Origin of the sequence: Leclercia adecarboxylata (assembly GCF_006171285.1) — a bacterium.
Classification (GTDB): domain Bacteria; phylum Pseudomonadota; class Gammaproteobacteria; order Enterobacterales; family Enterobacteriaceae; genus Enterobacter; species Enterobacter barmai.
Map to the genome: position 1 here is coordinate 3608367 of NZ_CP040889.1, position 26348 is coordinate 3634714.

Consider the following 26348-nt stretch of genomic DNA (forward strand, 5'->3'; position numbering starts at 1 on the left):
GTTTTTGTAAAAGTAAGAGTGCCCCTGCGCTGAGTGGCTACCTTTAAGGCATATGTCGAAAAGGAGTGCATTATGCGTCGATCCTCGCTTATTTCCCTGCCAATGTTGCTGATATCCGCCTCGCTGTGTGCGGCACCCGCCGACGTGAAGGTCGAAGTGCTGCAAAATAAACTCGATCACCCCTGGTCGCTGGCGTTCCTGCCGGGAGATCAGGGCATGTTGATCACCCTGAAAGGCGGCCAGCTTAAGCGCTGGCAGGCGGGTAAGGGGCTTTCCGATCCCATCGTCGGCGTGCCGAAGGTCTGGGCTAACGGCCAGGGCGGACTGCTCGACGTGGTGCTGGCACCTGACTTCGCGACCTCGCGCCGGGTCTGGCTGAGCTATGCCGAAGCGGGGGATGACGGAAAAGCAGGTACGGCGGTGGGGTATGGCCGTCTGAGCGACGATAATACGCGGCTGGAGGCCTTTAAGGTGGTCTTCCGCCAGCAGCCAAAACTCTCTACCGGTAATCATTTTGGCGGTCGGCTGGTGTTCGACGGCAAAGGCTATCTCTATATCGCGCTGGGCGAGAATAACCAGCGGCCTACCGCCCAGGATCTGGACAAGCTGCAGGGCAAGGTGGTGCGCCTGACCGATCAGGGTGCGGTTCCGGGCGATAACCCCTTCGTAAACCGTAACGATGCGCGGCCGGAAATCTGGTCTTACGGGATCCGCAACCCGCAGGGGATGGCGATGAATCCGTGGAGCGATACCCTGTGGCTTAACGAGCACGGCCCGCGCGGCGGGGATGAAATTAACATCCCGGAAAAAGGCAAAAACTACGGCTGGCCGCTGGCGACGCACGGCATCAATTACAGCGGCTTGCCGATCCCGGAGGCTAAAGGTGAGCACGTTGAAGGCACCGAGCCGCCGCTGTTTGTCTGGAAGCAGTCCCCGGCCCTGAGCGGGATGGCCTTCTATAACAGCGATGTTTTCCCGCAGTGGAAAAACAAACTGTTTATCGGCGCGCTGAAGGACAAGGATGTGATCGTACTGAACGTTAACGACAAAAGGGTAACCGAAGAGGGGCGCATTCTGGGGGATCGCGATCAGCGGGTCCGCGATGTGCGGGTCGGGCCGGATGGCTATTTATACGTGCTGACCGATGAGTCGGACGGGCAGCTGTTAAAAGTCAGCCCGTCCGGGAAATAGCTTAAGTAACCGGGATCATCACCACGTTACGGTAGGCAGGGCGTTCGCTCAGCTTAGCCATCCAGCGTTCCAGATGCGGGCGCGCAGCCCAGTCCAGGCCAACGTTGGTGAGGTTCCAGACAAAGGGCGCGACGGCGATGTCGCCCACGCCAAAGTCGTCGCCCGACAGCCACGGCTGTGTCGCCAGGGTTTCATCCAGCATGGCGAGCAGGGATTCGCAGCTCTCTTTTGCGGCATTAATGGCCGGGTAGTTACGCTCGGCTTCCGGGGTTCTCACCAGCCCCATCAGGATCACCCGGTGGGCAGGCGACAGCGTCTGGTTGGCCCAGTCCATCCACTTTTCACCCACGGCACGCTTTGCGGGAGCATCTATCCAGAGTCGGTTCTGGCCATATTGTGCGGCGAGGTAGCGCACGATGGCGTTGGATTCCCACAGCGTCAGGTCGGTTTCGTCATCGCGCAGCAGCGGAACCAGGCCATTGGGGTTCATCGCCAGATACTCCGCGTCTTTATTCACCCCGAACTCCAGTCCCGCCATGATCTGGTTAAAGGGTAAATCGAGCTCTTCCAGCGTCCAGAGCACCTTTTTGACGTTGGTTGAATTGTTCCTGCCCCACAACGTAATCATAATAACCCCTTATAATTAAAGCCGATCTTAAGATAACATCCGAGTGTATGGCTTCACATGGTGAGATAAACCCAACAAATACGCAACAGAGGCGAAAAAAATCGACGTGGTCAAAGCGTATCGGGTTGTTATTGCATAAACTTTAAAAACTTTACCAGGATTTGGTTTTTTTTAAGGCTTTAGTACGTTATTACTCATCGCTTCTTACGGCACGGTAGTGTGACGTGATTTTTGGAATGGAAATTCGGGTGGCAACATGATGCGAAAAACTTCTTCTTTACGCGGTCTGGTAGCGGGTTCTGCGCTGCTGGTCCTTTTTGCACCTTCGCTGTACGCAGCGGAACAGGCGGCGCCAGAGGCCCCGCCGGTTGATGCGCGCGCCTGGATATTGATGGACTATGCCAGCGGCAAAGTGCTGGCCGAAGGCAATGCGGACGAGAAACTCGACCCTGCAAGCCTGACAAAAATCATGACCAGCTACGTAGTGGGGCAGGCGCTAAAAGCGGGCAAAATCAAACTCACCGACATGGTGACCATCGGCAAAGACGCCTGGGCGACCGGCAACCCGGCGCTCCGTGGCTCCTCGGTGATGTTCCTCAAGCCCGGCGATCAAGTGGCGGTTTCCGATCTGAATAAAGGGGTAATTATTCAGTCGGGGAATGATGCCTGCATCGCGCTGGCCGATTATGTGGCCGGCAGCCAGGATTCGTTTATTGGCTTGATGAATGGGTATGCGCAAAAATTAGGCCTCACTAACACCACCTTTAAAACGGTTCACGGCCTGGATGCGCCGGGTCAGTTCAGTACCGCCCGGGATATGGCGCTGCTCGGTAAGGCGCTGATTCATGACGTGCCGGAAGAGTATGCGATCCACAAAGAGAAAGAGTTCACCTTCAATAAGATCCGCCAGCCGAACCGTAACCGCCTGCTCTGGAGCAGCAACGTGAACGTCGACGGGATGAAAACCGGTACCACGGCGGGAGCCGGCTATAACCTCGTGGCGTCAGCGACCCAGGGCGATATGCGTCTGATCTCGGTGGTGCTGGGCACCAAAACCGACCGCATCCGCTTTAACGAGTCGGAAAAACTGCTGACCTGGGGCTTCCGCTTCTTCGAAACCGTCACGCCGATTAAGCCGGATGCGACCTTTGTCAGCCAGCGCGTCTGGTTTGGCGATAAGAGCGAGGTCAGCCTCGGTGCCGGGGAAAGCGGTTCCGTGACCATTCCGCGCGGCCAGCTTAAAAACCTGAAAGCCAGCTACACCCTGACCGATAAACAGCTCACCGCACCGCTGAAAAAAGGCCAGGTGGTGGGCACCATCGACTTCCAGCTGAACGGCAAATCCATCGAACAGCGTCCGCTGGTGGTGATGGAAGCGGTGGAGGAGGGCGGCTTCTTCGGCCGGATGTGGGATTACGTAATGATGAAATTCCACGAGTGGTTTGGCGGTTGGTTTAAGTAGTTGAAAACAACGCCGGGTGGCGGCTTCGCCTTACCCGGCCTACAAATATCGTAGGCCCGCGCAAGCGCAGCGCCGCCGGGCAATAACCCGCGCTCAGTACATCAGCTTAATCTGCTGCGCCTTTGCATAAGAAACCAGCTCCTCGTCCGGGCGACAGTCGCTCACAATGGCGTTAAAGCGCGTCAGCTCACCCATTCGCGCCGGGCGCACTTTGCCAATCTTGCTGTGGTCCACCACCAGCACATGGTACTGGGCCATGTTCATCGCCCACTGTTTGACCGGCAGTTCGTCGAGATTAAAGCAGGTCGCCCCCTGGCGGACATGCACGCCCGCCGCGGAGTAAAAGGCGATATCCGGGCACAGGTTGTTAAGCGTGTCCTGTAAATTAAGCGGTTTGAAAATCGCATTGCTGGCGTGGAACTCCCCGCCGCAGAGGATCACCCGGCATTCGGGCTTTTCCTGCAGGGCGAGGAAGGTATTCAGAGAGTAGCAGACGCCGGTAAACGGCAGGTCGTTATCAATGGCTTCGATGATCCACGGCGTGGTGGTGCCGCAATCGAAAAACAGCGTCTGGTGGGGTTGTACCAGCGACGCGGCAAGACGCGCGGCTTTGCGCTTCTCATCCACCAGGCGGGTCTTTTGATCGCTCAGCAGGTAGTGGCTGGCGCTGCGGGGCTCAAGGACAATATAGCCGCCAAGCAGCACCACAGGGCCACTTTCACTGTTGAGATCGCGACGAATGGTCATCTCGGAGACACCCAGCAGCGCGGCGGCTTCTTTCAGGTGCAATTTGTCGCTGCGCTTGAGCGCATTAATCAGTTGAGCCAGCCGTTCGTCACGTCGTGTTTCCATAGGTCCTCGGAGCCATAAATGAACCCCCGTTACGCCGGGGGCTCAAGTTTAACTCGCTAAACCCGAATTAGTCACGTATCCAGCCTTTACGGATAGGCAGGGCAAAGCAGAACCGGTACAGCTGCGAAAGACGTTGATAGATAACGTCACCGCACAGATTCCACAGGATCTGCGCGCTCAGGCAGCCCAGCATGCCGACCATCAGTCCGCCCAGCATGTCCATCGGCCAGTGCACGCCCAGGTAGACGCGGGACCAGGCGATGGTGCAGGCCACTATCATCAGGACGATGCCCGACCAGACGCGATGCCAGAACAGGAACGCCAGCGCAAAGGTGAAGATGACGGTGCCGTGATCGCTCGGGAAGGAGTCGTCGGCGGCATGATGCAGGAAGTTATAGCCGACACGATCGACAAACGGGCGGGCATGCGGGAACATATGCCCCAGCAGCCAGGACGCCGCCAGGCTAATCAGCAGCGCCATGGCGATCTTAATCACCAGCTGGCGCTGGGCACTTACCTGCTTGCGCGGCCCCCACAGCCAGAGGATCGCAATCAGCGCCGGAACGATGCTAATCATATCTTTCGCCACAAAGGTGGCGAGTTTGATGCTCCACTCCGGTGAAGCAGGTGTGGCGTTGATCAGTTCAAACAGTCCGTAGTTCAGATTTTCTAACATACCCTCGTCACTCTTTTGCAAACCAGGCGGAAACAAGGCCGTAAGCCACCACCTGTGAAAACCACACCCACCAACCTGCCCACAGGTTATGGGAGAAGAAATGTGCCCCGCGCATCACCTGGCCATAGCCCATGACCAGCCCGAGCACAATACCCGCTACCACCATTCCCCAGGCCAGGCGCGGACGCTCGCGCCAGAAGGCGAAGAACAGTCCCATCACCATAAAGCCGCTTGAGGCGTGTCCGCCCGGGAAACAGCGGCCAGGGCCACTGCCGGCGGGGGCGGTATCAAACAGGGGATACGACAGCGCTTTGCCGCCGTACTCAACCAGATCCCAGGGGCAGCTGTGATGGCTGATGGCTTTCATTACGCCAACCACCGCCGTGCCCAGCCCCATTAACAGAGCCCCGGTTACCAGCCTGGCGTTGCGTCGGTACGCGCCGTAAAGCAGCGTTCCGGCGGCCAGGGCAATGGTCAGGTATTTCGCCAGTCGATGATTGAGCAGATCCAGCAGCGCGTTCTGCTGCAGCGGAAAGTGCTGAGTCGCCGCGTCAAACCAGTAGCCCGTCAGCATCCGGTCAAGGGTCTCATCCCGTGAAAGCCACGTGAAAACCCCGGCCAGAACCAGCAGCGCAATAAGCTGATAACCATAAAAACGTACCGGCAAGCGGTAAAGGGGTTTTGTCTTAGAACTCTTTAACTTAGACAATTCTGAAGCGGAGGAAATCTGTGTCATAATTAAGGTCAATGACTGGAAAAGCCCAAGCATACGGATGCCAACTTAAGGAAACCTTAAACGACGGCGATTTGTGCCTTATTTCTGAACTGCCGCGTGAATCTGCTATCTCTGGCGCGGCCATTTCATTACACTCTGCGCGATTTTTTATCGGATATTGAGACTCCATGTTAAACCGTTCTTCTTCTGGCACTCGCCTGGGGCGTCAGGCGTTGCTGTTCCCCCTGTGCCTGGTGCTTTACGAATTCTCCACCTATATCGGCAACGATATGATCCAGCCCGGCATGCTGGCGGTGGTGGAGCAGTACAACGCCGGGATCGAGTGGGTTCCCACCTCCATGACCGCCTATCTGGCGGGGGGAATGTTTTTACAGTGGCTGCTCGGGCCGCTGTCGGATCGTATTGGCCGTCGTCCGGTGATGCTCACCGGGGTGGCGTGGTTTATCGTCACCTGCCTGGCGACCCTGCTGGCGCAAACCATCGAGCAGTTTATGGTGCTGCGTTTTTTACAGGGGGTCAGCCTGTGCTTTATCGGCGCGGTCGGGTATGCCGCCATCCAGGAGTCGTTTGAAGAGGCGGTGTGCATCAAAATCACCGCCCTGATGGCTAACGTGGCGCTGATTGCGCCCCTGCTGGGCCCGCTGGTGGGGGCGGCCTGGGTCCACGTTGCGCCGTGGGAAGGGATGTTTGTGCTGTTTGCGGCGCTGGCGGCGATCTCTTTTTACGGCCTGCACCGGGCGATGCCGGAAACCGCCACCCGTATCGGCGAGAAGCTCTCATTGCAGGAGCTGGGGCGCGACTATAAAGAAGTGCTGAAAAATGTCCGCTTCGTGGCGGGAGCGCTGGCCATTGGCTTTGTCTGCCTGCCGCTGCTGGCGTGGATCGCCCAGTCGCCGGTGATCATCATCAGCGGTGAAAATCTCAGCAGCTACGAGTATGGCCTGCTGCAGGTGCCGATTTTTGGCGCGCTGATTGTGGGTAACGTCGTGCTGGCCCGCCTGACCTCGCGTCGTACCGTGCGCTCGCTGATCATTATGGGCGGCTGGCCGATTGTCATTGGTCTGGTGGTGGCAGCGGTAGCGACGGTGGTGTCATCCCATGCCTATCTGTGGATGACCGCCGGGTTGAGCATTTACGCGTTTGGTATTGGACTGGCGAATGCCGGACTGGTGCGCCTGACGCTGTTTGCCAGCGAGGTAAGTAAAGGTACGGTATCGGCGGCGATGGGCATGTTGCAGATGCTGATCTTCACTGTGGGTATCGAAGTGAGCAAACACGCCTTCAGCAGCGGCGGCAACGGGTTGTTCAGCCTGTTCAACCTGGCAAACGGCCTGCTGTGGCTGGCGCTGATGTTTGTGTTCCTGAAAGATAAGCGGGTGGGGAGTTCGTTACAGCCGGAGTAAGCATTCAAGCCGGGTGGCGGCTTCGCCTTACCCGGCCTACAAAAACGGGCGTCGTGTTAACAAACGGCCCGATATCGTAGGCCCGTGCAAGCAACGCGCCGCCGGGCATTACCCTGCTTAGTTGAACGGTGCTTCCCGGCTCAACACGCGGTCGATAACCTCCAGCACCCCTTCTTCATTATTGTGCGGCGCTTCATAGCGGGCGACCGCTTTGATGTGATCCCGGGCGTTGGCCATGGCAAAGCTGAATCCGGCCTGGCTCAGCATCTCCACGTCGTTACCGCTGTCGCCAAAGGCGACCACTTCGCTGTCGTCAATGCCCCACAATTCCTGGAGCAGGCGCAGGCCGTTGGCCTTGTGGATCCCCGGCAGGATCAGGTCGATGTTGCCGTGCCCGGTGGTGACCGGCACCATAATATCGCTCAGTTGCTGGTGGATCATCGCCTGGATGCGCGGTATCTCTTCATCCGGCAGATTCAGCCCGAATTTAAAGAAGATGTCGTTGAAATTGTCGAAGTTATCCACCTTTTCCAGACGATGATAATATTTCGCAGCAATATCGTGAAAATCTTCGCCATAGTGCTTGAGGGTATAGGCGCTGCCTTTGCCACAGGCGATCACTTCCACTTCTGGAATGGAGCAGAGAAACTCCGCCACGGTGGCGAACTGGGCCTGGGTCAGCTCGCCGTTATAGACGTCTTCACCGGCATTCACCACCCAGCCGCCGTTTTCGGCGACAAAGGCGATCTCATCGGCTATCTCCGGGAAAAAGGAGATCAGCTGGTAATACTGGTTGCCGCTGGCGACCACAAACCGAATGCCCCGTTCCTTCATCTGCGCATACTGGCGCAGGAAGCGAGCGCGATTGTACTCCTTCGCATCGTTCAGGAAGGTGCCATCCATATCAACCGCAATCATTTTAACGCTCATATCCATTCTCCATGACAGATCCAGCCTGTGCGGCCGGTTTGGCGACCGCCCGGGCAACCAGGGCGGCAATCATCACTAATCCCAGTACCACCATCATGGCGCTGCGTAAGCCATAATGTTCGCCGAGGAAGCCCAGCAGCGGCGGGCCCACCAGGAAGGCGAGATAGCCGGTGGTGGCAACCACGCTGACGCGGGTCGGCGCATCCGGGCCGGTATCGCTGGCCGCCGAGATGGTGAGCGGGAAGCCGAGCGAAGCGCCAAGTCCCCACAGAATCACCGACACGCCGGCAATCCAGTCGACATCGACAAAAATAATCAGCGCAATGCCCAGCCCGCCGAGCAGGGCGCTGGCGCGAACCACCGTTACGCGGCTGTAGCGGTCAATAAACCAGCCGCCGGTAAAGCGCCCGACGGTCATGCCGAGGGTAAACCCGGCGTAAATCAGCGAGCCGGAGGTGGGGCTGAATCCGTGACCGTCCACCATCAGCAGCGGCAGCCAGTCGTTGGCAGACCCTTCGGCAAAGGCCATCGCCAGCACCACCACACCAATCAGCATCAGCTGCATATCGCGATAGAACGGCAATCCCTTCTCACCGGTTTTGCTCTCGCCCGCCTGGTTTTTGCCGTTGCCGTCCGGGATCGCGGTGATACCCAGAAGAACCGGGGCGATACAGACCAACGCCGCCAGCAGAATGTGCAGATTCGCGGCGATGCCGGAGGCGGTCAGAGCCATGCCGACACCCGCGCCTGCCAGCGTGCCGAGGCTGTAAAAGCCGTGCATCATCGGCAGCACGGTTTTGTTCATCTCGCGCTCGATGGTGGCGCCTTCCACGTTGATGGCCACTTCGGCGGCACCAAAGCTGCCGCCAAAGACGGTCAGCCCCAGGGCAAACGCCAGCGGGGAGGCGAACCACAGCGCAACGCTGAGCATAATCATACCCACAATCGCGCAGCACATGGTGGTGCGGATCACTTTCCGCGTGCCGAAGCGCTTAACCAGCCAGGCGGAGCAGAGAATGCCGCTCATGGAGCCAATCGACAGGCCAAACAACACGATGCCCATCTCCGCCGTTGAGACCGACAAAATGTCGCGGATAGCGGGGGTGCGGGTGGCCCAGGAGGCCATTAACAGGCCGGGAATAAAGAAGAACATAAACAGCGCCCACAGGCGGCGTTGCAGAATTTTGCGCGATGAGATGACGGTCATGATTTCTGTACCAGAGGGACAACACAGGAGACAACACTAGCAAGGTTGTGTACATTTGTACATAAATTCGCTGAGGTAAATATGAACAGACGACCTAACGATCCGCAACGGCGGGAAAGGATCCTGCAGGCCACCCTGGACACCATTGCCGAACACGGCCTGAACGCCGTCACCCATCGCAAAATCGCCAGCTGCGCCGGAGTGCCGCTGGGGTCGATGACCTACTATTTTGCCGGCATGGACGCGCTGCTCGAGGAGGCCTTCACCTGGTTTACGCAGCAGATGTCGGTGCAGTACCGCGAGTTTTTTGCCGGTGTAACGGGCCCGGAAATGGCCTGTGATTCCATCACCACCCTGATCTACAGCTCTGAAGTCACCACGCCGCACAATATGGAGCTGATGTACCAGCTGTACGCCTTTATGAACCGCAGCCCGTCGTTAAAAACCGTGATGCAGGACTGGATGAAAACCAGCCAGACCGTGCTGGAGCAGTGGTTTGATCCGGTCACCGCCCGCGCGCTGGATGCCTTTATCGAAGGGATGACGCTGCACTTTGTTACCGACCGACAGCCATTATCGCGGGAAGAGCTCAGGGCAATGGTGGGAAGGATTGCAGGGGAGAGTGCAGTCTGAAAGCGCCGTCATGTACCCTGCCAGGGTACATGACGGGCCTGATTTATTTAATGAGGAACGGACCGCGGATAATGTCCGACAGCCATACGCCAATTTTATGCGCGACGTAGATGCAGATGCAGGTATAAATAACAGCCGCCAGCGGGTTTGGAATAGTAAATTGCAGTCCCAGTAAGCCGATGAATAAAGGAATCAGCGATTTAACGATATATTCGAGGCCGCAAATGTTTAACGTATTTTTCCCGACGTTAATAACATACTTTGATTCACAAATCGCTTTTGCAACAAACACGCAGGTCAGTATTAAACACAGCGTTGTGAAGATGTTATTAAACATGCCAACAGCCGCATAACCTGCAAGCGAGGGCTGAATTTTCTGTAAAACAGCTAAGAGCAGTGAACCTGAATTGAACAATTGATACGCAGTGATCAACCCCAAAACGGCAAATAAGACCGCACCGGGAACGGATTTGGAAAATGCCTTACTGTTCTGCAGCGTGCTGAACAAGCATCTCCCGGCGGCAAGTGACCACCAGTACGCTAACGCGGAGTCAACGTTAAAAATCCATTTGGGATCAACCAAAGGGTTATGCCCTAATACAGTTTGTGATAACACATAGGCAATCAACGACAGGATGAGCAGCACGACAGGGTTTGTCGTGATTCTCGAAAAGATAAAGTCGATGATAAAAATAGTGAACAGACAATTAATAAACCAAAGGCTGCCGACCGCAGGCGCGTTTCGGATGCCAAAGATAATCTCAATGACGCTTCCTTTTAATCCTTCAATACCACTGCCCGATCCCAACCCGGTTATCAGCAATGTCATAAAGGCAAAAGCAAAGTAGGGCAGGAGCAGTCGCCTGGCTTTATTGATCGTAAACTGGACGAAATTTGATTTCGCTTTATGGGCTGCAAAGAATCCGGCCGCGAAGAAAAACAGTGGCACATGAAAACTAAAGACAAAAGGATAAAGTTTTCCTGCGTAAGTCCCTAAATGCCCTAAATATATTGCCGATATCCCTAAGAACTTCATGGCATCTACCCAGTCATATCTGGGTTTAATAGTAGACAAATTCATTTATCAGCCTTGAATAAAAACAGTATCGTGAATGGCAGGATTTATATGAAACTTATAAGTTAACTGCATCGCAAGTCTATCATTCATCCTGAATACCGGGAATGGAAAAGTTCTTTCACTATCTGCAGTTGAAATCAATTTAACAGCGGGGCTATCCCCGCCCTGAGTCCTACTCATGGCGCGAACTATAGCCAAAATCAAACCCCAGCAGCACGTTTTCTCGCAGGAACTGGTTAATCGGATAACTGTAGCTTTGCCCGATGCTGACGGCATGAACAACGCGCAGCACCGTCCCGCCGCTCAGGGGCAGGGGTTCATCAGTAATCGAGATCCTGGCTCCTGCTAATCCGTCCTTTAAGTTCTGATAGGCCTGTGATTCGGTGATGTCGTTATTAATGACGCTGAACGTCACCAGCAGGGCTGCAATCAGCCCCACCGGGAACAGCAGCGGGTGATGATTCATAAAGAACAGGGTACGCGAGGTGCGGCGGGTCAACATCGCCGCCGTCAGGGGGACCAGCAGCAAATAGAGCAGCTTAGCCAGATGGGTGAGGGCACCCACCAGAGAGAAGATCAGCGCAACCGGCGGCACAATTACGGCACGCGCCGCATCTTCCCCCAGCTTTTCATTGACGCCGCCCGGACTATAGCTTGTTGCCGCCGCGCGTAGCTCAGGGAGCTGTTGCCTTACTGCCTCGTCAAGATGCGGGGCGTGCAACTCTAAGGCAAAACTTTTTAGCTTGTCGGTAAGCGGATACTCTTCACGCACTCGCGTACCGGCCGGGAGCAGCAGCTTCTGGCGTAATTCTTTCTGCACCACCTCCTGGCGGAAAAAGACGGCCCAGTCGAGTCGTTTAGGCAGGGTGACGCCTTTATAGACCACGGTCCGCTGGGCGAGATATTTCTGTCTTGCGGCTTTCGCCACGGCAGCGTTAAAACCGGCGCGGTCGGACGGCGTCCAGTCACCGGTGACGGGCACGCCCTGTCCGCGAACATGGTTGCGCACGCTGGCGTAGTAACGGCGTGGCACGTTCCAGGTTTTCAGGCGTTTCGCCTCGAGCGAGCGCTCGTAGCGTTGCCAGGCTCTGGACTGCTCCTGGCGCACCGTTTCGCTGATATCCATCTCATCGTTGTAATAGGCAGTGAACTGCTTGTACACCTCTTCACGCGCCTGCTGCCAGGCTTTGTAATAGCCGAGGACGCCGCCCTCCCGGGCGCTGATGTTGTCGCGCAAGTTCTGCTCCATACCGCTTTCCAGCAAATTACGGTAGCGGTCGGAGGCGCTCAGCAGGATCGGCAGCGTTGCCAGAAATGCCTTTCCTGAAGGGCTGGTCCAGGTTTGCACCTGGCTGCCGTTGCTCTCCAGCGGGATGCCCTGCAGCGTCTGCTGTCCTTCAATCAACGCATGCTGGTAAAGCTGCGCCAGGAGCGACATCTGACGAAACTCCCCGGTGCTTTTTGAAACCTGGCGTTCAATCACCCACTCCACGGCATGCCAGGTGACGGTACCGGTCACCAGGCAGATCAGCAGCACCGCGCCAATACTCGCTTTCGCGCTCGGCAAGCGGCCTTTTTTCTTCAGCCGGACAATGGCCATGAGCGAGAACTGTAACACCAGCAGCGCTGCGGCGATGGCGGTTAATGTCCGTCCGTAGCGTTCCATATTGTGAACTTCTTCAGCGGTCGACACGCTGCCAACCAGGTCCAGCAGGCGGGAGTTGAACGCCAGTTCACAGATGAGATAGGTGAGGGTAATGCCCGTCACCAGCCAGTTTTGCCAGGAGGGGAGGGCCGAACGCTTGATCCGGTCCTGCGGCCAGGTTTTTTGCTGCACCTGCTCAGTCATGACTTAAGCTCCAGGCTGGTCTGGCGGGTTTTGGTCGGGGCATAGATCTCATTTGGCACGGAATTGTCCAGCTCTGGCTGAGCAACTTTAGGTGGGAGAGGTTCCACCGCTTTTGTCGGCGTGCGCTTTACCGGCTTGGCCACGGGCTGTGCTTTGGCTTTGCGGGTCGTACTGGTCTGCTCGCGGGTGTTGCTCTGCAGCGTTTTTGCTTTCTGAACCGGCAGGCGACGATGGTAGACCTCGCCATGCTGCCAGTTGAACTGTTCGATACGGTTGTCGGTGGCGAAGTTCAGCTGCAGTTTGTCGGCGCTGGCGGTGATATCCGGGCCGGTATCGCAAACTCCCGTGAAGGCCCACTCCTGCGAACGGGTATTTTGCAGGTCGACCAGACGATACTGCGCCGGGCAGGAGGGCGTCGCCACTTTCACCAGCAGCAGAGTATGCCCTTCGATGTGATACTGATTGACGATCCGCGCCCAGCTCACCCCCTCCAGCGGGCGCTCAATCATCAGATTGCTCCATTTCAGGCTGTAGCGGCCGTTCAGTTCCCTTAACGCCCCCGTTGAACCATCTGCCAGTGTGAACTGACCGACTTCGTTACCCAGTACGCTCGCCAGATCGGTTTTGAAAAGGATTTTGCCGTTTTTGTCGTAACGCATGGAGCAGCCACTTAATGCGATGATGACGGCCAGTACCAGCAAGCTACGCAGAGGGAGGTTATGGAGTGACATACGCATTAAATAATTCCGTTGTGTTCGTTTTTTTATTAAGGGGCAACGCTACCGGTGTGGCACAGGTATTTTGTCGAAGGTGGTTTCGGCGATCGCTATATAGATTTTCCTTAAGGGAAGATCGGCCAGAAAAACGTATTCTGATGGAGGAAAAACAGGGTTGTCCGCTGCGCTGGATATTGTACGGCGCTCGTCCATGAGAAAAAACTCAAAAAATTTAACATCTTAAAAGAATGCGTCAATCTCCAATTCTGGTAGTCACCGGGGATGATTTACGCCGGTTGAAAGCGCTTCGGCGAATATTTGCGCAGCAGAATTTTTATCAGGAAAACTGAGATTTTAGTCAGCGCTATTATTTTGCGGATGCGTTAGCCTTAACTTTTCCGCCCGCCACCGTTCTTCTTCAAACGAATATGACGCCCTTAATCTCCCCCGCCAGACCGCGTGAGACATATTTTTACCCGGGTAAAATTGACGAGGAGTAAAGCCTGCTCCAGGCTTTATATTTTTACCCGGATAAAAAGGTAACTCATGTCCACCATCACCCTTACCGCCTTCTGGCGGAACCAGCAAATCGCGCACGGTAGCCTGAGCGAACTGTTGCAGCAGCTACAATCCGCTAACATCGGCAGTGAAACCGTTTTCATCTTTAACGATCGCAGCGGAAAACGCCTCGATATTCACGTTAATGGGGATATCCCCAGCGCCCTGGCGGTTTATCCGGAGCTGGCGGAAAGCAACGTTGTTAAATCCCGCGGACGGCCAAAACTGGGCGTGTCGGCGAAAGAGGTGACCCTGTTGCCCCGTCACTGGGAGTGGCTGGCCACGCAACCCGGCGGAGCGTCCGCCACGCTGCGCAGGCTTATCGATCAGGCGAGGAAAACCGCCAAACCGGTGGATAGCAAGCGTCAGCGGCACGATCGCGCCTATCACTTTATGTACGAGATGGCGGGGGATCTTCCTGGCTATGAGGAGGGCATTCGCGCGCTGTTTGCCGACGATGAGGCGGCGTTTACCGCGTGTATTGCCGGCTGGCCTGAGGATCTCCGCCGGTACGCGCTGCGGTTAGCCTTTGGGAAAGACGAGGAGAATCCGGGTAGCTGAAAATCTCTACAAATGTAAATTTTTGTGCAATTTACTGCGAAGTGTTAATTGTAGTCATTTGATTTTAATGCAATTAAATTTCATCTTTGGTTTCTCTTCTCCCGCCGGGCAACAAAACGCAGAAGGATACGCTACGCTTTGTAAACCATCCTGCGGCAAGCGTTTTTTACCTCTTCTGCGGACGTCGCCACCAAACACCGGGGAAGCCATTATGACCCTTAGTCATGAAGATGATGTAAAAATGCTGTTGTCTGCGTTTGAGCAACGTCTCGAACACCTTCTGCCCGCGGGGGAGCAAGAAGGGCAGGTCTATGCCGCCATGCGCGATGCCACGCTGGTCGCCGGTAAGCGAATGCGCCCCCTGCTGCTGCTGCTGGCGGCGCGGGATATGGGCTATAAAACCGATTTAACGGGCCTTCTCGATCTGGCCTGCGCCATTGAGATGGTCCACGTCGCCTCCCTGATCCTCGATGACATGCCCTGCATGGACAATGCCACGCTCCGACGCGGGCGGCCGACGATTCACTATCAGTATGGCGAACACGTGGCGATCCTGGCGGCGGTGGCGCTGCTCAGCCACGCTTTTTGCGTTATCTCCCGCGCGCCTTTGCTGACCCATGAAGTTAAAGCGCGCGCGACGGCTGAGCTTTCGTCGTCGGTTGGACATATGGGGCTGGTGCAGGGGCAGTTTCGCGATCTGAACGAGAGCCGTCAGAGCCGAAATGCCGATGAGATCCTGCTGACCAACGAGCTCAAAACCAGCAGCCTGTTCAACGCCACCCTGCAGCTGGCAGCCATTGCGGCCGACGCACCGCCTCAGGTGAGTGAGCGTCTGCGCTTTTTCGCCCGCGACCTCGGCCAGGCCTTCCAGCTGATTGATGACCTGACGGATGGCTCAAACGCCAACGGCAAAGATCCCCATCAGGATAAAGATAAATCGACGCTGGTCGCCGTGCTCGGCGCTGAAAGCGTGTTCCTGCGCCTGCGCGAGCACGTGCGCAGCGCCGATCAGCATCTCGCGACCGCCTGTCAGCCGGGAGATACCACCCGGCACTATGTTCACGCCTGGTTTGAAAAACAGCTGACGCTGATCAGCCAGAGCCTGTCGTTATCCCTGTCGGAGTGTCAATGAGCAGCCTGTCGCAACGTAAAAGCGATCATCTCGATATCGTACTGAACGGCACGCCCGGCACAAAAAAGTGTACCAGCGGCTTCGAAAAATGGCGTTTCGGGCACTGCGCCCTGCCCGAACTGCATTTTGATGAGATTGACCTTTCGACCTCGCTGTTTGGCCGCACCCTGAACGCACCGCTGCTGATAAGCTCCATGACCGGCGGCACCCGCCGGGCAAGCCAGATCAACCAGCATCTGGCCACCGCCGCGCAGGCGCTGGGCCTGGCGATGGGGGTAGGGTCCCAGCGCGTGGCGCTTGAGAGCGAGGCCAGGCACGGCCTGACGCGCGAGCTGCGCGCCTTTGCTCCGGACATTGTACTGATGGCGAACCTCGGCGCGGCGCAAATCGCCGGGCGACAGGGGCTCGACTATGCCCAGCGCGCCGTCGAGACCCTCGCGGCGGATGCGCTGATTATCCACCTCAACCCGCTGCAGGAGGCGCTGCAGCACGGCGGGGATCGCAACTGGTGCGGGGTTATCGACGCTATCCATCGCACCGTGGAGGCGCTGCATGTCCCGGTGGTGGTCAAAGAGGTGGGCAACGGGCTTTCGGTGCCGGTAGCCCGCCAACTGGCTGCGGCGGGCGTGGCGATGCTCGACGTTGCCGGTGCCGGGGGCACCAGCTGGGCGGCGGTGGAGGGCGAACGCGCCGTCACCGCGCATGCCCGGGAAGTGGCGATGGCCTTTGCCGACTGGGGCATTCCCACCGCGACGGCGCTGCAGGATCTGCATCAGGCGCTGCCCGACATGCCGCTGGTGGCCTCGGGCGGGATCGCCAACGGCATCGAGGTGGCAAAAGCGATCCGCTTAGGTGCAAGCGTAGTGGGTCAGGCCGCCGGAGTGCTGCACAGCGCGTTGACCTCCAGCGAGGCGGTTATCGACCATTTTCAGGTGATCATCGACCAGCTGCGCGTCGCCTGTTTCTGCACCGGGAGCGCAAACCTGGCGCAGCTGCGTCAGGCCACGCTGGTGGCCCAGACCTGATGGCGCCAGCGTGGGACCTCATCCTGGCAGGGGGCGGGCTGGCAAATGGCCTGATTGCCTTACGCTTGCGACAGCAGCGCCCGGAACTGCGCGTGCTGCTCCTCGATGCCGACAGTAAGCCTGGGGGGAATCACACCTGGTCCTTTCATGAGGCCGACCTTACCCCGGAACAGCATCAGTGGGTGGCCCCGCTGGTGGCCCATCGCTGGCAGGGCTACGATGTCCGCTTTCCCGGACTCAGCCGTACCCTTGTCGGGGAGTATCTCAGCATCACCTCCACGCGTTTTGCCGATGTGCTGACCGGGACCTGTGGCGACACTCTGCGTACTCACGCCGTTATCACCGCGCTAACCCCGACGTCGGTGACGCTTGCCGACGGCACAACACTGCAGGCCCGGGCGGTCATCGATGGCCGGGGCTACAGGCCGGACAGGCATCTCCACACCGGCAGCCAGTCCTTTCTCGGGCAAGAGTGGCGTCTGAGCCAGCCTCACGGCCTGACGCGACCGATCCTGATGGACGCCACGGTCAACCAGCAGGGCGGGTATCGCTTTGTCTACACGCTGCCGCTTTCCGCCACTGAGCTCTTAATCGAAGACACCCACTACGTTGACGCCGCTCGCCTGGATCTGGACGTCGCCCGGCAAAACATCGCTGACTATGCCCGTCAGCAGGGCTGGGCGCTGGAGCGCCTCAACCGTGAAGAGCAGGGCCATCTGCCGATTATGCTGGCGGGGGATTTCCAGGCCAGCTGGCAGGCGAAGGATAAACAGCCGTGCAGCGGCCTGCGCGCCGGGCTGTTTCATGCCACCACCGGCTATTCGCTGCCCCACGCGGTGGCGCTGGCCGAGGCCATTGCCGCAAGCGCGGAGATCGACGCGGCGACACTTTTTTCCGTTATCCATCGCTACGCCCTGCGCCAGTGGCGCGAGCAGCGCTTTTTCCGCACCCTTAACCGCATGCTATTCCTGGCGGGGGATGCCGATAAACGCTGGCAGGTGATGCAGCGGTTTTACTCTCTTAACGAAGGGCTGATCGCCCGCTTTTACGCCGGGCAGATAACCCTGGCCGATAAAGCGCGGATCCTGGCAGGTAAGCCCCCGGTTCCCGTCGGCGAAGCGATGCTCGCCATACTGAAACTCACTCCCCGGATGCGAGCGTTTCACCATGAATAAAACAGTGATTATTGGCGCTGGTTTTGGCGGATTAGCGCTGGCCATTCGGCTGCAGGCGCAGGGCATCGACACGCTTCTGCTGGAGCAGCGGGATAAGCCCGGCGGGCGCGCCTACGTTTATCAGGATCACGGCTTCACCTTTGACGCCGGGCCGACGGTGATAACCGATCCCAGCGCCATCGAAGAGTTATTCACCCTGGCTGGCAAACGCATGGCGGATTATGTCGAGCTGCTGCCGGTAACGCCTTTCTATCGCCTGTGCTGGGAGACGGGCGAAGTGTTTGATTACGACAACGTGCAGACCCGGCTGGAAGAGCAAATCCGCCGTTTCAATCCGCGCGACGTGGAGGGCTATCGCAAGTTTCACGCCTACTCCCGGGAGGTGTTTAACGAGGGGTATCTCAAACTCGGCACGGTGCCGTTCCTCTCATTTCGCGACATGCTCCGCGCCGGGCCGCAGCTTACCCGTCTGCAGGCCTGGCGCAGCGTCTACAGCATGGTCTCGCGTTTTATCGAGAACGAACAGCTCCGCCAGGCGTTCTCCTTTCACTCCCTGCTGGTGGGGGGCAATCCGTTTGCCACCTCGTCGATTTATACCCTGATCCACGCCCTTGAGCGTGAGTGGGGCGTCTGGTTTGCCCGCGGCGGGACCGGGGCGCTGGTGCAGGGGCTGGTGAAGCTCTATCAGGATCTGGGCGGCGAACTTCAACTGAATGCAGAGGTGACCCGGCTGGAGGCCGAGGGGGATCGCATTAGCGCCGTGACGCTGAAAGATGGCCGGACGATCCCGACCGCGGCGGTGGCCTCCAATGCCGACGTGGTGCATACCTATGAAAAGCTGCTGGGGCATCATCCGACGGGGGCGGCGCGCGCGGCGTCCCTTAAGCGCAAACGCATGAGTAATTCGCTGTTTGTGCTCTATTTTGGCCTGAACAAGCAGCACGATCTGGCCCATCACACGGTCTGTTTTGGGCCGCGCTACAAAGCGCTGATCGACGAAATTTTCAATAAAAACGCCCTGGCGGAGGATTTTTCCCTCTACCTTCACGCCCCCTGCGTCACCGATCCCTCCCTGGCACCGCCGGGCTGCGGCAGCTATTACGTGTTAGCCCCGGTGCCCCATTTAGGCACAGCGGATCTCGACTGGGCCGTCGAGGGGCCGCGCCTGCGCGACAGGATTTTTGCCTATCTCGAAGCCCACTACATGCCGGGGCTGCGCAGCCAGCTGGTGACCCACCGCATGTTTACCCCGTTTGATTTTCGCGACCAGCTGGGTGCGCATCTGGGATCCGCCTTTTCGGTCGAACCGATCCTGCGCCAGAGCGCCTGGTTCCGGCCGCACAATCGCGACAGCCGGATCCCCAATCTGTACCTGGTCGGCGCCGGTACGCATCCGGGAGCCGGTATCCCCGGGGTGATCAGCTCGGCAAAAGCGACGGCAGGACTGATGCTGGAGGCGCTCTCCCGATGAACACGACCCTGATGGATCACGCCACCGACACCATCGCCGTGGGCTCGAAAAGTTTTGCCACCGCGGCGAAGCTTTTTGATCCCGCCACCCGACGCAGCGTGCTGATGCTCTACGCCTGGTGCCGGTACTGCGACGATGTGATCGACGGGCAGGAGCTGGGGTTTAACGCCGCGCCTGTCGACAGCGCCCTGGCAGAAGAGCGTATGGCGATGCTCAAAAACCAGACCCGACGCGCCTGGGAGGGGGCGGAGATGAGCGAGCCCGCCTTTGCTGCTTTTCAGGAGGTGGCGCTGGGCCACAACATCCCGCTCCAGCTGGCTTACGATCATCTCGACGGCTTTGCCATGGACGTGCGCGAGACCCATTACGAGACGTTAGACGACACCCTGCAGTACTGCTATCGCGTGGCGGGCGTGGTCGGATTGATGATGGCGAGGGTGATGGGCGTGCGCGACGAGGCGGTGCTCGATCGCGCCTGTGATTTAGGCCTGGCGTTCCAGTTGACCAATATCGCAAGGGATATTGTCGATGATGCCCGGGTTGGCCGCTGCTATCTGCCCGCTCAATGGCTGGCAGAGGCGAAAATCGACCCGCAGGCGCTTGCTGCATCGCAGACCCGCGAACCGCTGGCGGCTCTTGCCCAGAGGCTGGTGGCGGAAGCCGAGCCTTATTATGCCTCTGCCCGGCAAGGGCTGGCCGGGCTGCCTCTGCGATCCGCATGGGCGATTGCCTCGGCGCACGGGGTGTACCGCGAAATTGGCGTGAAGGTGAGCGCGGCGGGGCCCCGCGCCTGGGATACAAGGCAGGGCACCAGCGACCTTGAAAAAGCAGGCTTACTGCTGAAAGGCGCCGGGCTGGCGCTTACTTCTCGTTTTGCGACGCCGACGCCGCGCCCGTCCGGGCTCTGGCAGCGCCCTCGCTAGCCGCGCGATGCGCCTTGCGCTGGCGTAAGGTGGCCTGCAGTTTGTCTATCGGCGGCGCATACAGAAATCCAAAGGAGACGCACTCCTCCTTGCCCCGTACCGCGTGGTGCAGACGGTGCGCCAGATAAAGACGCTTGAGATAACCCTTGCGCGGAATATAGCGAAACGGCCAGCGCTGATGCACCAGCCCGTCATGCACTATAAAGTAGAGCGCGCCGTAAGCCGTCATCCCGGCCCCAATCCACTGCAGCGGCCATATGCCCCAGGTTCCCAACGCAATCAGCACAATCGCCAGCACGGCAAACACCACGGCGTAGAGGTCGTTCACCTCAAACCAGCCCGTGCGCGGTTCGTGATGCGATTCGTGCCATCCCCATCCCCAGCCATGCATGATGTACTTGTGGGCAAGGGCAGCGATTAACTCCATGGCGGCAACGGTTAAAAGCACAATCACTGTGTTGTACAACGCGAGCATTGGGGCTCCTTGGGCTCGGGATGAATTTAGCTGACAGTTAAGCGTAACACCTAATTGGGGAAAGGGTGGGAAGGCAGATGGGAAGCGACGTTGTGAATGGTGAGATGGCGGATTTCACCCAACAAAAAACCCATCAACCTTGAACCAAAACGGCGGGGTTGATGGGCTCCACAAATTGGGGACATCAAAGAAAAGCAGTGGCAATAGTTATGACTGACGTCTGGGGGAAAAGTTCTGCGCATAGCGAAAATTTTTTCGCCATTGCGCAAATTTTTTTATCCCAGCCCCGGCCAGATGATGATGATTAGCGTGCCCGCGAGGGTTAACAGCACGTTAGCGATAGCATAGGTGCCAGCATACCCCAGCGCGGGAATGTTGCTCCGCGCGGTATCGCTGATGATTTCCATTGCCGGGGCGCAGGTACGGGCCCCCATCATCGCGCCAAACAGCATGGCGCGGTTCATGCGCAGCACATAGGCGCCGAACAGGAAACAGATAACCACCGGCACCAGGCTGACGATCAACCCGGCCACCAGCATCTGCCAGCCTACCGCGCCCAGGCTGTGGCCAATGCCGCTGCCCGCGCTTAAGCCGACGCCCGCCATAAACACCATCAGGCCGAACTCTTTCACCATGTTCAGCGCGCCCTGAGGGATATAGCCGAAGGTCGGGTGGTTGGCACGCAGGAAGCCGAGCATGATCCCGGCGAACAATAGTCCGGCGGCGTTGCCGATACCAAAGCTAAAGTTGCTGAACTGGAAGGTGATCATCCCAATCATCAGGCCGACGATAAAGAAGGCGCAGAAGGCGAGCAGATCGGTCACCTGGCTGTGAATAGAGATAAAGCCGATGCGGTCGGCAACGGTCTTCACGCGGCGCGTGTCGCCGCTCACCTGCAGCACATCGCCTTTGTTCAGGACAATATTGTCATCGATAGGCATCTCAATCTGGCTGCGGATCACCCGGTTGAGGAAGCAGCCATGGTCGGTCAGTTTGAGCTGTGCCAGGCGGCGGCCAACGGCGTTGTGGTTTTTAACCACGATCTCTTCGGTGACGATGCGCATGTCGAGCAGGTCGCGGTCGAACACCTCTTTGCCGTTACGGAAGCTGGGGTCGAGACGGGCGTGGGCATCCGGGTAGCCGACCAGGGCGATGTCGTCGCCCATCTGCAGTACCGCGTCGCCGTCCGGGTTTGCCAGAATACCGTTACGGCGGATGCGTTCGATATAGCAGCCGGTCTGGCGATAAATGCCCAGCTCGCGCAGGTTTTTGCCGTCCGCCCAGGCCACCAGTTCCGGGCCGACGCGGTAGGCGCGGATCACCGGCAGGTAGACTTTGCGTTTGCTGTCGGTATCCAGACCGCGTTCGCGGGCGATTTGCTGGGCGCTGGTCTGCAGATCCTGATGCTGCAGTTTAGGCAGATAGCGTGCGCCGACGATCAGGCTCACCAGGCCGATCAGATAGGTCAGGGCATAGCCGAGGCTGAGGTGATCCAGCGCCAGCGACAGCTGGGCGTTATCCAGGCCGAGATGACGCAACGTATCCCCAGCGCCAACCAGCACCGGCGTGGAGGTCATCGAGCCGGCCAGCATCCCCGCCGTCAGGCCGATATCCCAGCCAAACAGTTTGCCTAAGCTTAAGGCGATCAGCAGGGCGCTGCCGACCATCACCAGCGCCAGCATCAGGTAATTTTTGCCGTCGCGGAAGAAAATAGAAAAAAAGTTGGGGCCAGCTTCAACACCGACGCAAAAAATAAACAGCATAAAGCCTAAATTAAGCGCATCGGTGTTAATACTGAAATGCTGCTGGCCTAATAATAATGAGACGACTAAAACGCCAATAGAATTACCCAGTTGGATTGACCCCAGGCGTAATTTACCCAGGCAGAGGCCCAATGCCAGCACCACAAATAACAGCAGGATGTAATTGCCGTTTAACAATTCTGCGACGTTTATGTTCACGAAGGATAACTTCTTGTTTACCAGTAAGTGGTTGAAGGGACAGGTGATTTAGGCTACTGTTTGCCCAGCGTTGAGGAGCGCCTGGCTCCTGACCGCACACTATAATATATATCGCAAAATAATACCAAACTATTACTTTATTTATAACAGACAGCAACAACTGACAGCGATTGCGTTTCGACGCGCCGTTCAGGCAGGGAATGCCATATAACTCATCTGACTGTGTGTCCATCGGACGATAAATGAATTTGCCCGCGAAGTAGGGGGACGATTTGAATATTAAACGTAATTGGTTTGGGGTGGCCTGCTGTTTTTTGCTTTTTACCGGCGTATGCGTCTGCCTGAGGTTTAACGTCAGAGGGGCATTTATTGCCGCCGGGCGTCCTGAGCTGGGATTATTGTTCTTTACCCTGCCGGGCGCTGCCGCCAGCTTTCTTTCCCGTGGAGGGGAGGTCATCCGCCCGCTGGTGGGGGCGATGCTCGCCGCGCCAATCTGTCTGGTGGTGCTGCGCCTGCTGTTTATCCCGTCGCGCACGATAGTGCAGGAGATGGCCTGGTTGCTGAGTGGAATTTTCTGGTGTGCGTTGGGGGCGTTATTCTTTATGTTTGTGCGTCGGGCGCTGGAGAACCGCCGCCTCAGACTAAAAGCGCCCTCAGAGTGAGGGCGCGAAAGGCTTACTGGGCAGCGAACAGCCCCAGGTGCTCTTTGGCGTAGGCTTCAAAATCGGTAAAGCCGCCGATGTGGTTCTGATCGAGGAAGATCTGCGGTACGGTTTCAACCGGCTTACCGACGGTTTTTTCCAGATCGGCTTTAGTGATGCCTTCCGCATGAATGTCCACGTAGCGGTAGTTAAAGTCTTCACGCTCGGCGGTCAGTTTTTCTGCCAGATCTTTTGCGCGCACGCAGTATGGGCAACCCGGACGTCCAAAAATTACTGCAAACATGTTCTCTCTCCTGAAACTAAGCCTGACGGCGAATGACGCTATATTGCCGATAACTATCGGTAATGAAAAGCAGGTTCTGCCTCTCAGATTGATATCTTCAGGCTATGTTTGGCCAATTACAGCCTTCGGTTCTTTGCCTATACTGGCGTTATTGTCAGTAACGCCCGTACAGAGAGACCGCATGACGCCAGTAATTGATCTTCTTCGTTCCCACCGTTCTATTCGCCACTTTACCGACCAACCCATCAGCGATGCCCAGCGCGAGGCGATTATTGCCGGTGCGCAGGGAACCTCCAGCTCCAGCTTCCTGCAGTGCAGCTCCATCATCCGCATTACCGACCCGGCGATGCGCGAACAGCTGGTGACCCTCACCGGCGGGCAGAAGCACGTGGCTCAGGCGGCGGAGTTCTGGGTGTTCTGCGCCGACTTTAACCGCCATCTGCAAATTTGCCCTGAGGCGCAGCTCGGCCTTGCTGAGCAACTGCTGCTGGGGGTGGTGGATACCGCAATGCTGGCGCAAAACGCCATGACGGCGGCAGAGTCGCTGGGGCTGGGAGGGGTTTACATTGGCGGCATCCGCAACAGCATTGAGGCGGTGACCGAGCTGCTGCAACTGCCGAAACACGTTCTGCCGCTGTTTGGCCTGTGCCTGGGCTGGCCCGCGGATAACCCGGACGTCAAGCCGCGCCTGCCTGCGGCGATGGTGGTGCATGAAAATCACTACCAGCCTGTGGACCCGGAGGTGCTGGCGGAGTACGACGAAGAGCTGGCGAATTACTACCTCAGCCGAGCCACCAACAACCGTCGCGACACCTGGAGCGACCATATCCGTCGCACCATCATCAAAGAGAATCGTCCGTTTATTCTCGACTATTTGCACAAACAGGGCTGGGCTACGCGATAAGTCCATTCATCCCGCGCCTGCCTGCGTGTATGATACGCAGGCTTTTACCAGGTAATGTCTGAGAGGTGCAGGGTGAAAATTGCCATATTGTCCCGGGATGGAACGCTCTGGTCGTGTAAACGCCTGCGTGAAGCGGCGCAGCAGCGCGGCCATCTGGTGGAAATCCTCGATCCGCTGTCCTGCTATATGAATATCAGCCCGGCGGCATCTTCAATTCACTATAAAGGGCGCCAGCTGCCGCACTTCGACGCGGTTATTCCGCGCATTGGCTCGGCAATCACCTTTTACGGCACCGCCGCGCTGCGCCAGTTTGAGCTGCTCGGCAGCTATCCCCTGAATGAATCCGTGGCGATCACCCGGGCGCGCGACAAACTGCGCTCCCTGCAGCTGCTGGCCCGCCAGGGGATCGACCTGCCAATCACCGGCATTGCCCACTCTCCCGACGACACGCACGATCTGATTGAGATGGTCGGTGGCGCGCCGCTGGTGGTCAAACTGGTCGAGGGCACCCAGGGGATTGGGGTGGTGCTGGCCGAAACCCGCCAGGCGGCAGAGAGCGTGGTGGATGCGTTTCGCGGTCTGAATGCGCACATTCTGGTGCAGGAGTACATCCAGGAGGCGAAAGGGCGCGATATTCGCTGCCTGGTGGTGGGCGATGAAGTAGTCGCCGCCATCGAGCGTCAGGCGAAAGAGGGCGATTTTCGTTCAAACCTGCATCGGGGCGGCGTGGCCCGCGTAGCGGAGATCACCCCGCGCGAGCGAGAGATAGCCCTGCTGGCCGCCAGAACGCTGGGGCTCGACGTTGCCGGGGTTGATATCCTGCGCGCCGACCGGGGTCCGCTGGTGATGGAAGTGAACGCCTCGCCAGGGCTGGAAGGCATTGAGAAAACCACCGGGATTGATATCGCCGGGAAGATGATCGGCTGGATTGAACGCCATGCCACGCCGGAGTTTTGCCTGAAAACGGGCGGATAACTGGCCTGCAGCGCATTGATGCCTGGGCCAGGCACTATTTTTTTAAAGGGGTTCCACCGTTATGGATTCACTCGTAGTACCGACACTTGATACGTTACGCCAGTGGCTGGATAACATGGGCGTCAGCTTTTTTGAATGCGACACCTGCCAGGCGCTGCATCTGCCGCATATGCAAAACTTTGACGGCGTGTTCGATGCCAAGCTCGATCTGATCAATGATGTCATTCTTTTTTCCGCGCTGGCAGAGGTCAAACCCTCGGCGCTGCTGGCGTTAGCATCGGATTTGTCCGCCATCAATGCCAGTTCTTTGACGGTGAAGGCATTTCTCGATATTCAGGATGATAATCTGCCAAAGCTGGTGGTTTGCCAGTCTTTCTCCGCATCCGTAGGGCTGACCTTCCCGCAGTTCGCGGCCTTTATCCAGCAGAGCGAAGAGCAGATATCGATGGTGATGCTTGAAGCCAGCGCCCATCATCTGCTCTACAACGCGGAAGAGGGCGCAGAGCCGCCTGAATCAGCGGGCAATTTTCTGCACTAAACCTGTCTGACATTTAGGCAGTCGCTGTCGTGGCGGCTGCATAACACCCTCTTTTCTGCTGGATTTAACCTTTCTTTAAAGAATTATTCACCGCCATCCCGCCAATTCGGCTTATCACATAGATACTTCTTGCATAAAAAATTGTTAAAAGGCGTTTTTTAATCTGAGCTATAGCTACGGAGACAAGCTACAGTTTATTCTTGCGATGCCGTTAAACGCGAGCAGATACAGCCACCTGAGTAACATCTTCTGCTGCTGGCGGAGTGATAAATCATGCACGTTTCTTGCATAGACTAAGAGTGTTCATTTTTGGTGCGTTTGTTAACGCGCTTTCAGAAGGATTA

General features: G+C 57.6%; 26 protein-coding genes. 14 read left to right on the forward strand and 12 right to left on the reverse strand.

Annotation, left to right across the window (positions count from 1 at the left end; genetic code table 11):
* Nucleotides 1–72 precede the first annotated feature (72 nt).
* Nucleotides 73–1191: a PQQ-dependent sugar dehydrogenase gene (locus FHN83_RS18985; protein WP_139564622.1), complete on the forward strand. Its 1119-nt coding sequence runs from the start codon at nt 73–75 to the stop codon at nt 1189–1191.
* Nucleotide 1192: 1 nt separating this feature from the next.
* Here the strand turns inward: FHN83_RS18985 and FHN83_RS18990 are convergent, their stop codons facing one another.
* Nucleotides 1193–1819: a glutathione S-transferase family protein gene (locus tag FHN83_RS18990; RefSeq protein WP_039029608.1), complete on the reverse strand. Its 627-nt coding sequence runs from the start codon at nt 1817–1819 to the stop codon at nt 1193–1195.
* A gap of 256 nt (nt 1820–2075) precedes the next feature.
* On the opposite strand from FHN83_RS18990, the gene dacC reads away from it, so the two are divergent.
* Complete coding sequence (gene dacC, locus FHN83_RS18995; protein WP_039029607.1) at nt 2076–3281, forward strand: serine-type D-Ala-D-Ala carboxypeptidase; 1206 nt, start codon at nt 2076–2078, stop codon at nt 3279–3281.
* A gap of 93 nt (nt 3282–3374) precedes the next feature.
* Here dacC and deoR read toward each other — a convergent pair whose 3' ends face one another.
* The 3 genes from deoR to FHN83_RS19010 all read right to left on the reverse strand — a co-directional run bounded on the left by deoR (nt 3375) and on the right by FHN83_RS19010 (nt 5545).
* Entirely contained in the window at nt 3375–4133 is a 759-nt protein-coding gene (deoR, locus tag FHN83_RS19000) for a DNA-binding transcriptional repressor DeoR (protein ID WP_139564623.1), read from the reverse strand.
* 67 nt (nt 4134–4200) lie between these two features.
* Nucleotides 4201–4809, reverse strand: a complete 609-nt coding sequence (ybjG, locus tag FHN83_RS19005; protein WP_139564624.1) for an undecaprenyl-diphosphate phosphatase — start codon at nt 4807–4809, stop codon at nt 4201–4203.
* 7 nt (nt 4810–4816) lie between these two features.
* Nucleotides 4817–5545, reverse strand: coding sequence for a phosphatase PAP2 family protein (locus tag FHN83_RS19010; RefSeq protein ID WP_139564625.1), 729 nt, complete (start codon nt 5543–5545; stop codon nt 4817–4819).
* A gap of 167 nt (nt 5546–5712) precedes the next feature.
* On the opposite strand from FHN83_RS19010, the gene FHN83_RS19015 reads away from it, so the two are divergent.
* Nucleotides 5713–6948: an MFS transporter gene (locus tag FHN83_RS19015; RefSeq protein WP_039029604.1), complete on the forward strand. Its 1236-nt coding sequence runs from the start codon at nt 5713–5715 to the stop codon at nt 6946–6948.
* 117 nt (nt 6949–7065) lie between these two features.
* Here the strand turns inward: FHN83_RS19015 and FHN83_RS19020 are convergent, their stop codons facing one another.
* Both FHN83_RS19020 and FHN83_RS19025 read right to left on the reverse strand, forming a co-directional pair.
* Complete coding sequence (locus FHN83_RS19020; RefSeq protein WP_139564626.1) at nt 7066–7878, reverse strand: Cof-type HAD-IIB family hydrolase; 813 nt, start codon at nt 7876–7878, stop codon at nt 7066–7068.
* Nucleotides 7868–9085, reverse strand: a complete 1218-nt coding sequence (locus tag FHN83_RS19025) for an MFS transporter (RefSeq protein WP_139564627.1) — start codon at nt 9083–9085, stop codon at nt 7868–7870. Before FHN83_RS19025 ends, FHN83_RS19020 begins: the two co-directional genes overlap by 11 nt.
* 81 nt (nt 9086–9166) lie before the next feature.
* On the opposite strand from FHN83_RS19025, the gene FHN83_RS19030 reads away from it, so the two are divergent.
* Nucleotides 9167–9718 carry a TetR/AcrR family transcriptional regulator gene (locus FHN83_RS19030; protein WP_039029601.1) on the forward strand — a complete coding sequence of 184 codons (552 nt, stop codon included), beginning with the start codon at nt 9167–9169 and terminating at the stop codon, nt 9716–9718.
* A 43-nt stretch (nt 9719–9761) separates the two neighbouring features.
* On the opposite strand, the gene FHN83_RS19035 is transcribed toward FHN83_RS19030, so the two are convergent.
* From FHN83_RS19035 to FHN83_RS19045, 3 genes are all read right to left on the reverse strand, one after another.
* On the reverse strand, nt 9762–10799 hold the full coding sequence (locus FHN83_RS19035; protein ID WP_039029600.1) for an acyltransferase family protein: 1038 nt from the start codon (nt 10797–10799) through the stop codon (nt 9762–9764).
* Between the two features lie 169 nt (nt 10800–10968).
* Nucleotides 10969–12645, reverse strand: a complete 1677-nt coding sequence (locus FHN83_RS19040) for a hypothetical protein (RefSeq protein ID WP_139564628.1) — start codon at nt 12643–12645, stop codon at nt 10969–10971.
* Nucleotides 12642–13382: a hypothetical protein gene (locus FHN83_RS19045; RefSeq protein ID WP_139564629.1), complete on the reverse strand. Its 741-nt coding sequence runs from the start codon at nt 13380–13382 to the stop codon at nt 12642–12644. Before FHN83_RS19045 ends, FHN83_RS19040 begins: the two co-directional genes overlap by 4 nt.
* Nucleotides 13383–13907: 525 nt before the next feature.
* Between FHN83_RS19045 and FHN83_RS19050 the strand changes: the two genes are divergently transcribed.
* The 6 genes from FHN83_RS19050 (at nt 13908) to crtB (ending at nt 20206) form a co-directional block, all read left to right on the forward strand.
* Nucleotides 13908–14480, forward strand: coding sequence for a DUF2239 family protein (locus FHN83_RS19050; protein WP_139564630.1), 573 nt, complete (start codon nt 13908–13910; stop codon nt 14478–14480).
* A gap of 211 nt (nt 14481–14691) precedes the next feature.
* The gene (locus FHN83_RS19055; protein ID WP_039029596.1) at nt 14692–15612 is read left to right on the forward strand and encodes a polyprenyl synthetase family protein; all 921 of its coding nucleotides are present in this window, start codon (nt 14692–14694) and stop codon (nt 15610–15612) included.
* On the forward strand, nt 15609–16637 hold the full coding sequence (gene fni / locus FHN83_RS19060) for a type 2 isopentenyl-diphosphate Delta-isomerase (protein ID WP_139564631.1): 1029 nt from the start codon (nt 15609–15611) through the stop codon (nt 16635–16637). Before FHN83_RS19055 ends, fni begins: the two co-directional genes overlap by 4 nt.
* Nucleotides 16637–17812: a lycopene beta-cyclase CrtY gene (gene crtY, locus FHN83_RS19065; RefSeq protein WP_139564632.1), complete on the forward strand. Its 1176-nt coding sequence runs from the start codon at nt 16637–16639 to the stop codon at nt 17810–17812. The genes fni and crtY overlap by 1 nt, the downstream gene beginning before the upstream one ends.
* A complete protein-coding gene (locus FHN83_RS19070; protein ID WP_139564633.1) occupies nt 17805–19283 on the forward strand; it encodes a phytoene desaturase in 1479 nt (492 codons plus the stop codon). The genes crtY and FHN83_RS19070 overlap by 8 nt, the downstream gene beginning before the upstream one ends.
* Nucleotides 19280–20206: a 15-cis-phytoene synthase CrtB gene (crtB, locus tag FHN83_RS19075; protein ID WP_139564634.1), complete on the forward strand. Its 927-nt coding sequence runs from the start codon at nt 19280–19282 to the stop codon at nt 20204–20206. The genes FHN83_RS19070 and crtB overlap by 4 nt, the downstream gene beginning before the upstream one ends.
* Here the strand turns inward: crtB and FHN83_RS19080 are convergent.
* Nucleotides 20145–20681, reverse strand: coding sequence for a sterol desaturase family protein (locus FHN83_RS19080; RefSeq protein ID WP_139564635.1), 537 nt, complete (start codon nt 20679–20681; stop codon nt 20145–20147). The genes crtB and FHN83_RS19080 overlap by 62 nt on opposite strands.
* 275 nt (nt 20682–20956) lie before the next feature.
* Nucleotides 20957–22642, reverse strand: a complete 1686-nt coding sequence (locus FHN83_RS19085; protein ID WP_139564636.1) for an aspartate:alanine antiporter — start codon at nt 22640–22642, stop codon at nt 20957–20959.
* A 272-nt stretch (nt 22643–22914) separates the two neighbouring features.
* On the opposite strand from FHN83_RS19085, the gene FHN83_RS19090 reads away from it, so the two are divergent.
* Nucleotides 22915–23304 carry an inner membrane protein YbjM gene (locus FHN83_RS19090; protein WP_039029553.1) on the forward strand — a complete coding sequence of 130 codons (390 nt, stop codon included), beginning with the start codon at nt 22915–22917 and terminating at the stop codon, nt 23302–23304.
* Nucleotides 23305–23317: 13 nt separating this feature from the next.
* On the opposite strand, the gene FHN83_RS19095 is transcribed toward FHN83_RS19090, so the two are convergent.
* Entirely contained in the window at nt 23318–23587 is a 270-nt protein-coding gene (locus FHN83_RS19095; RefSeq protein WP_138369484.1) for a GrxA family glutaredoxin, read from the reverse strand.
* A gap of 181 nt (nt 23588–23768) precedes the next feature.
* Here FHN83_RS19095 and nfsA point away from each other — a divergent pair, with 181 nt between their 5' ends.
* From nfsA to FHN83_RS19110, 3 genes are all read left to right on the forward strand, one after another.
* The gene (gene nfsA / locus FHN83_RS19100) at nt 23769–24491 is read left to right on the forward strand and encodes an oxygen-insensitive NADPH nitroreductase (RefSeq protein WP_138369483.1); all 723 of its coding nucleotides are present in this window, start codon (nt 23769–23771) and stop codon (nt 24489–24491) included.
* Between the two features lie 72 nt (nt 24492–24563).
* Entirely contained in the window at nt 24564–25466 is a 903-nt protein-coding gene (rimK, locus tag FHN83_RS19105; RefSeq protein WP_139564637.1) for a 30S ribosomal protein S6--L-glutamate ligase, read from the forward strand.
* Between the two features lie 61 nt (nt 25467–25527).
* Nucleotides 25528–26004: a YbjN domain-containing protein gene (locus FHN83_RS19110; RefSeq protein WP_138369481.1), complete on the forward strand. Its 477-nt coding sequence runs from the start codon at nt 25528–25530 to the stop codon at nt 26002–26004.
* The last annotated feature ends 344 nt before the right edge of the window (nt 26005–26348 follow it).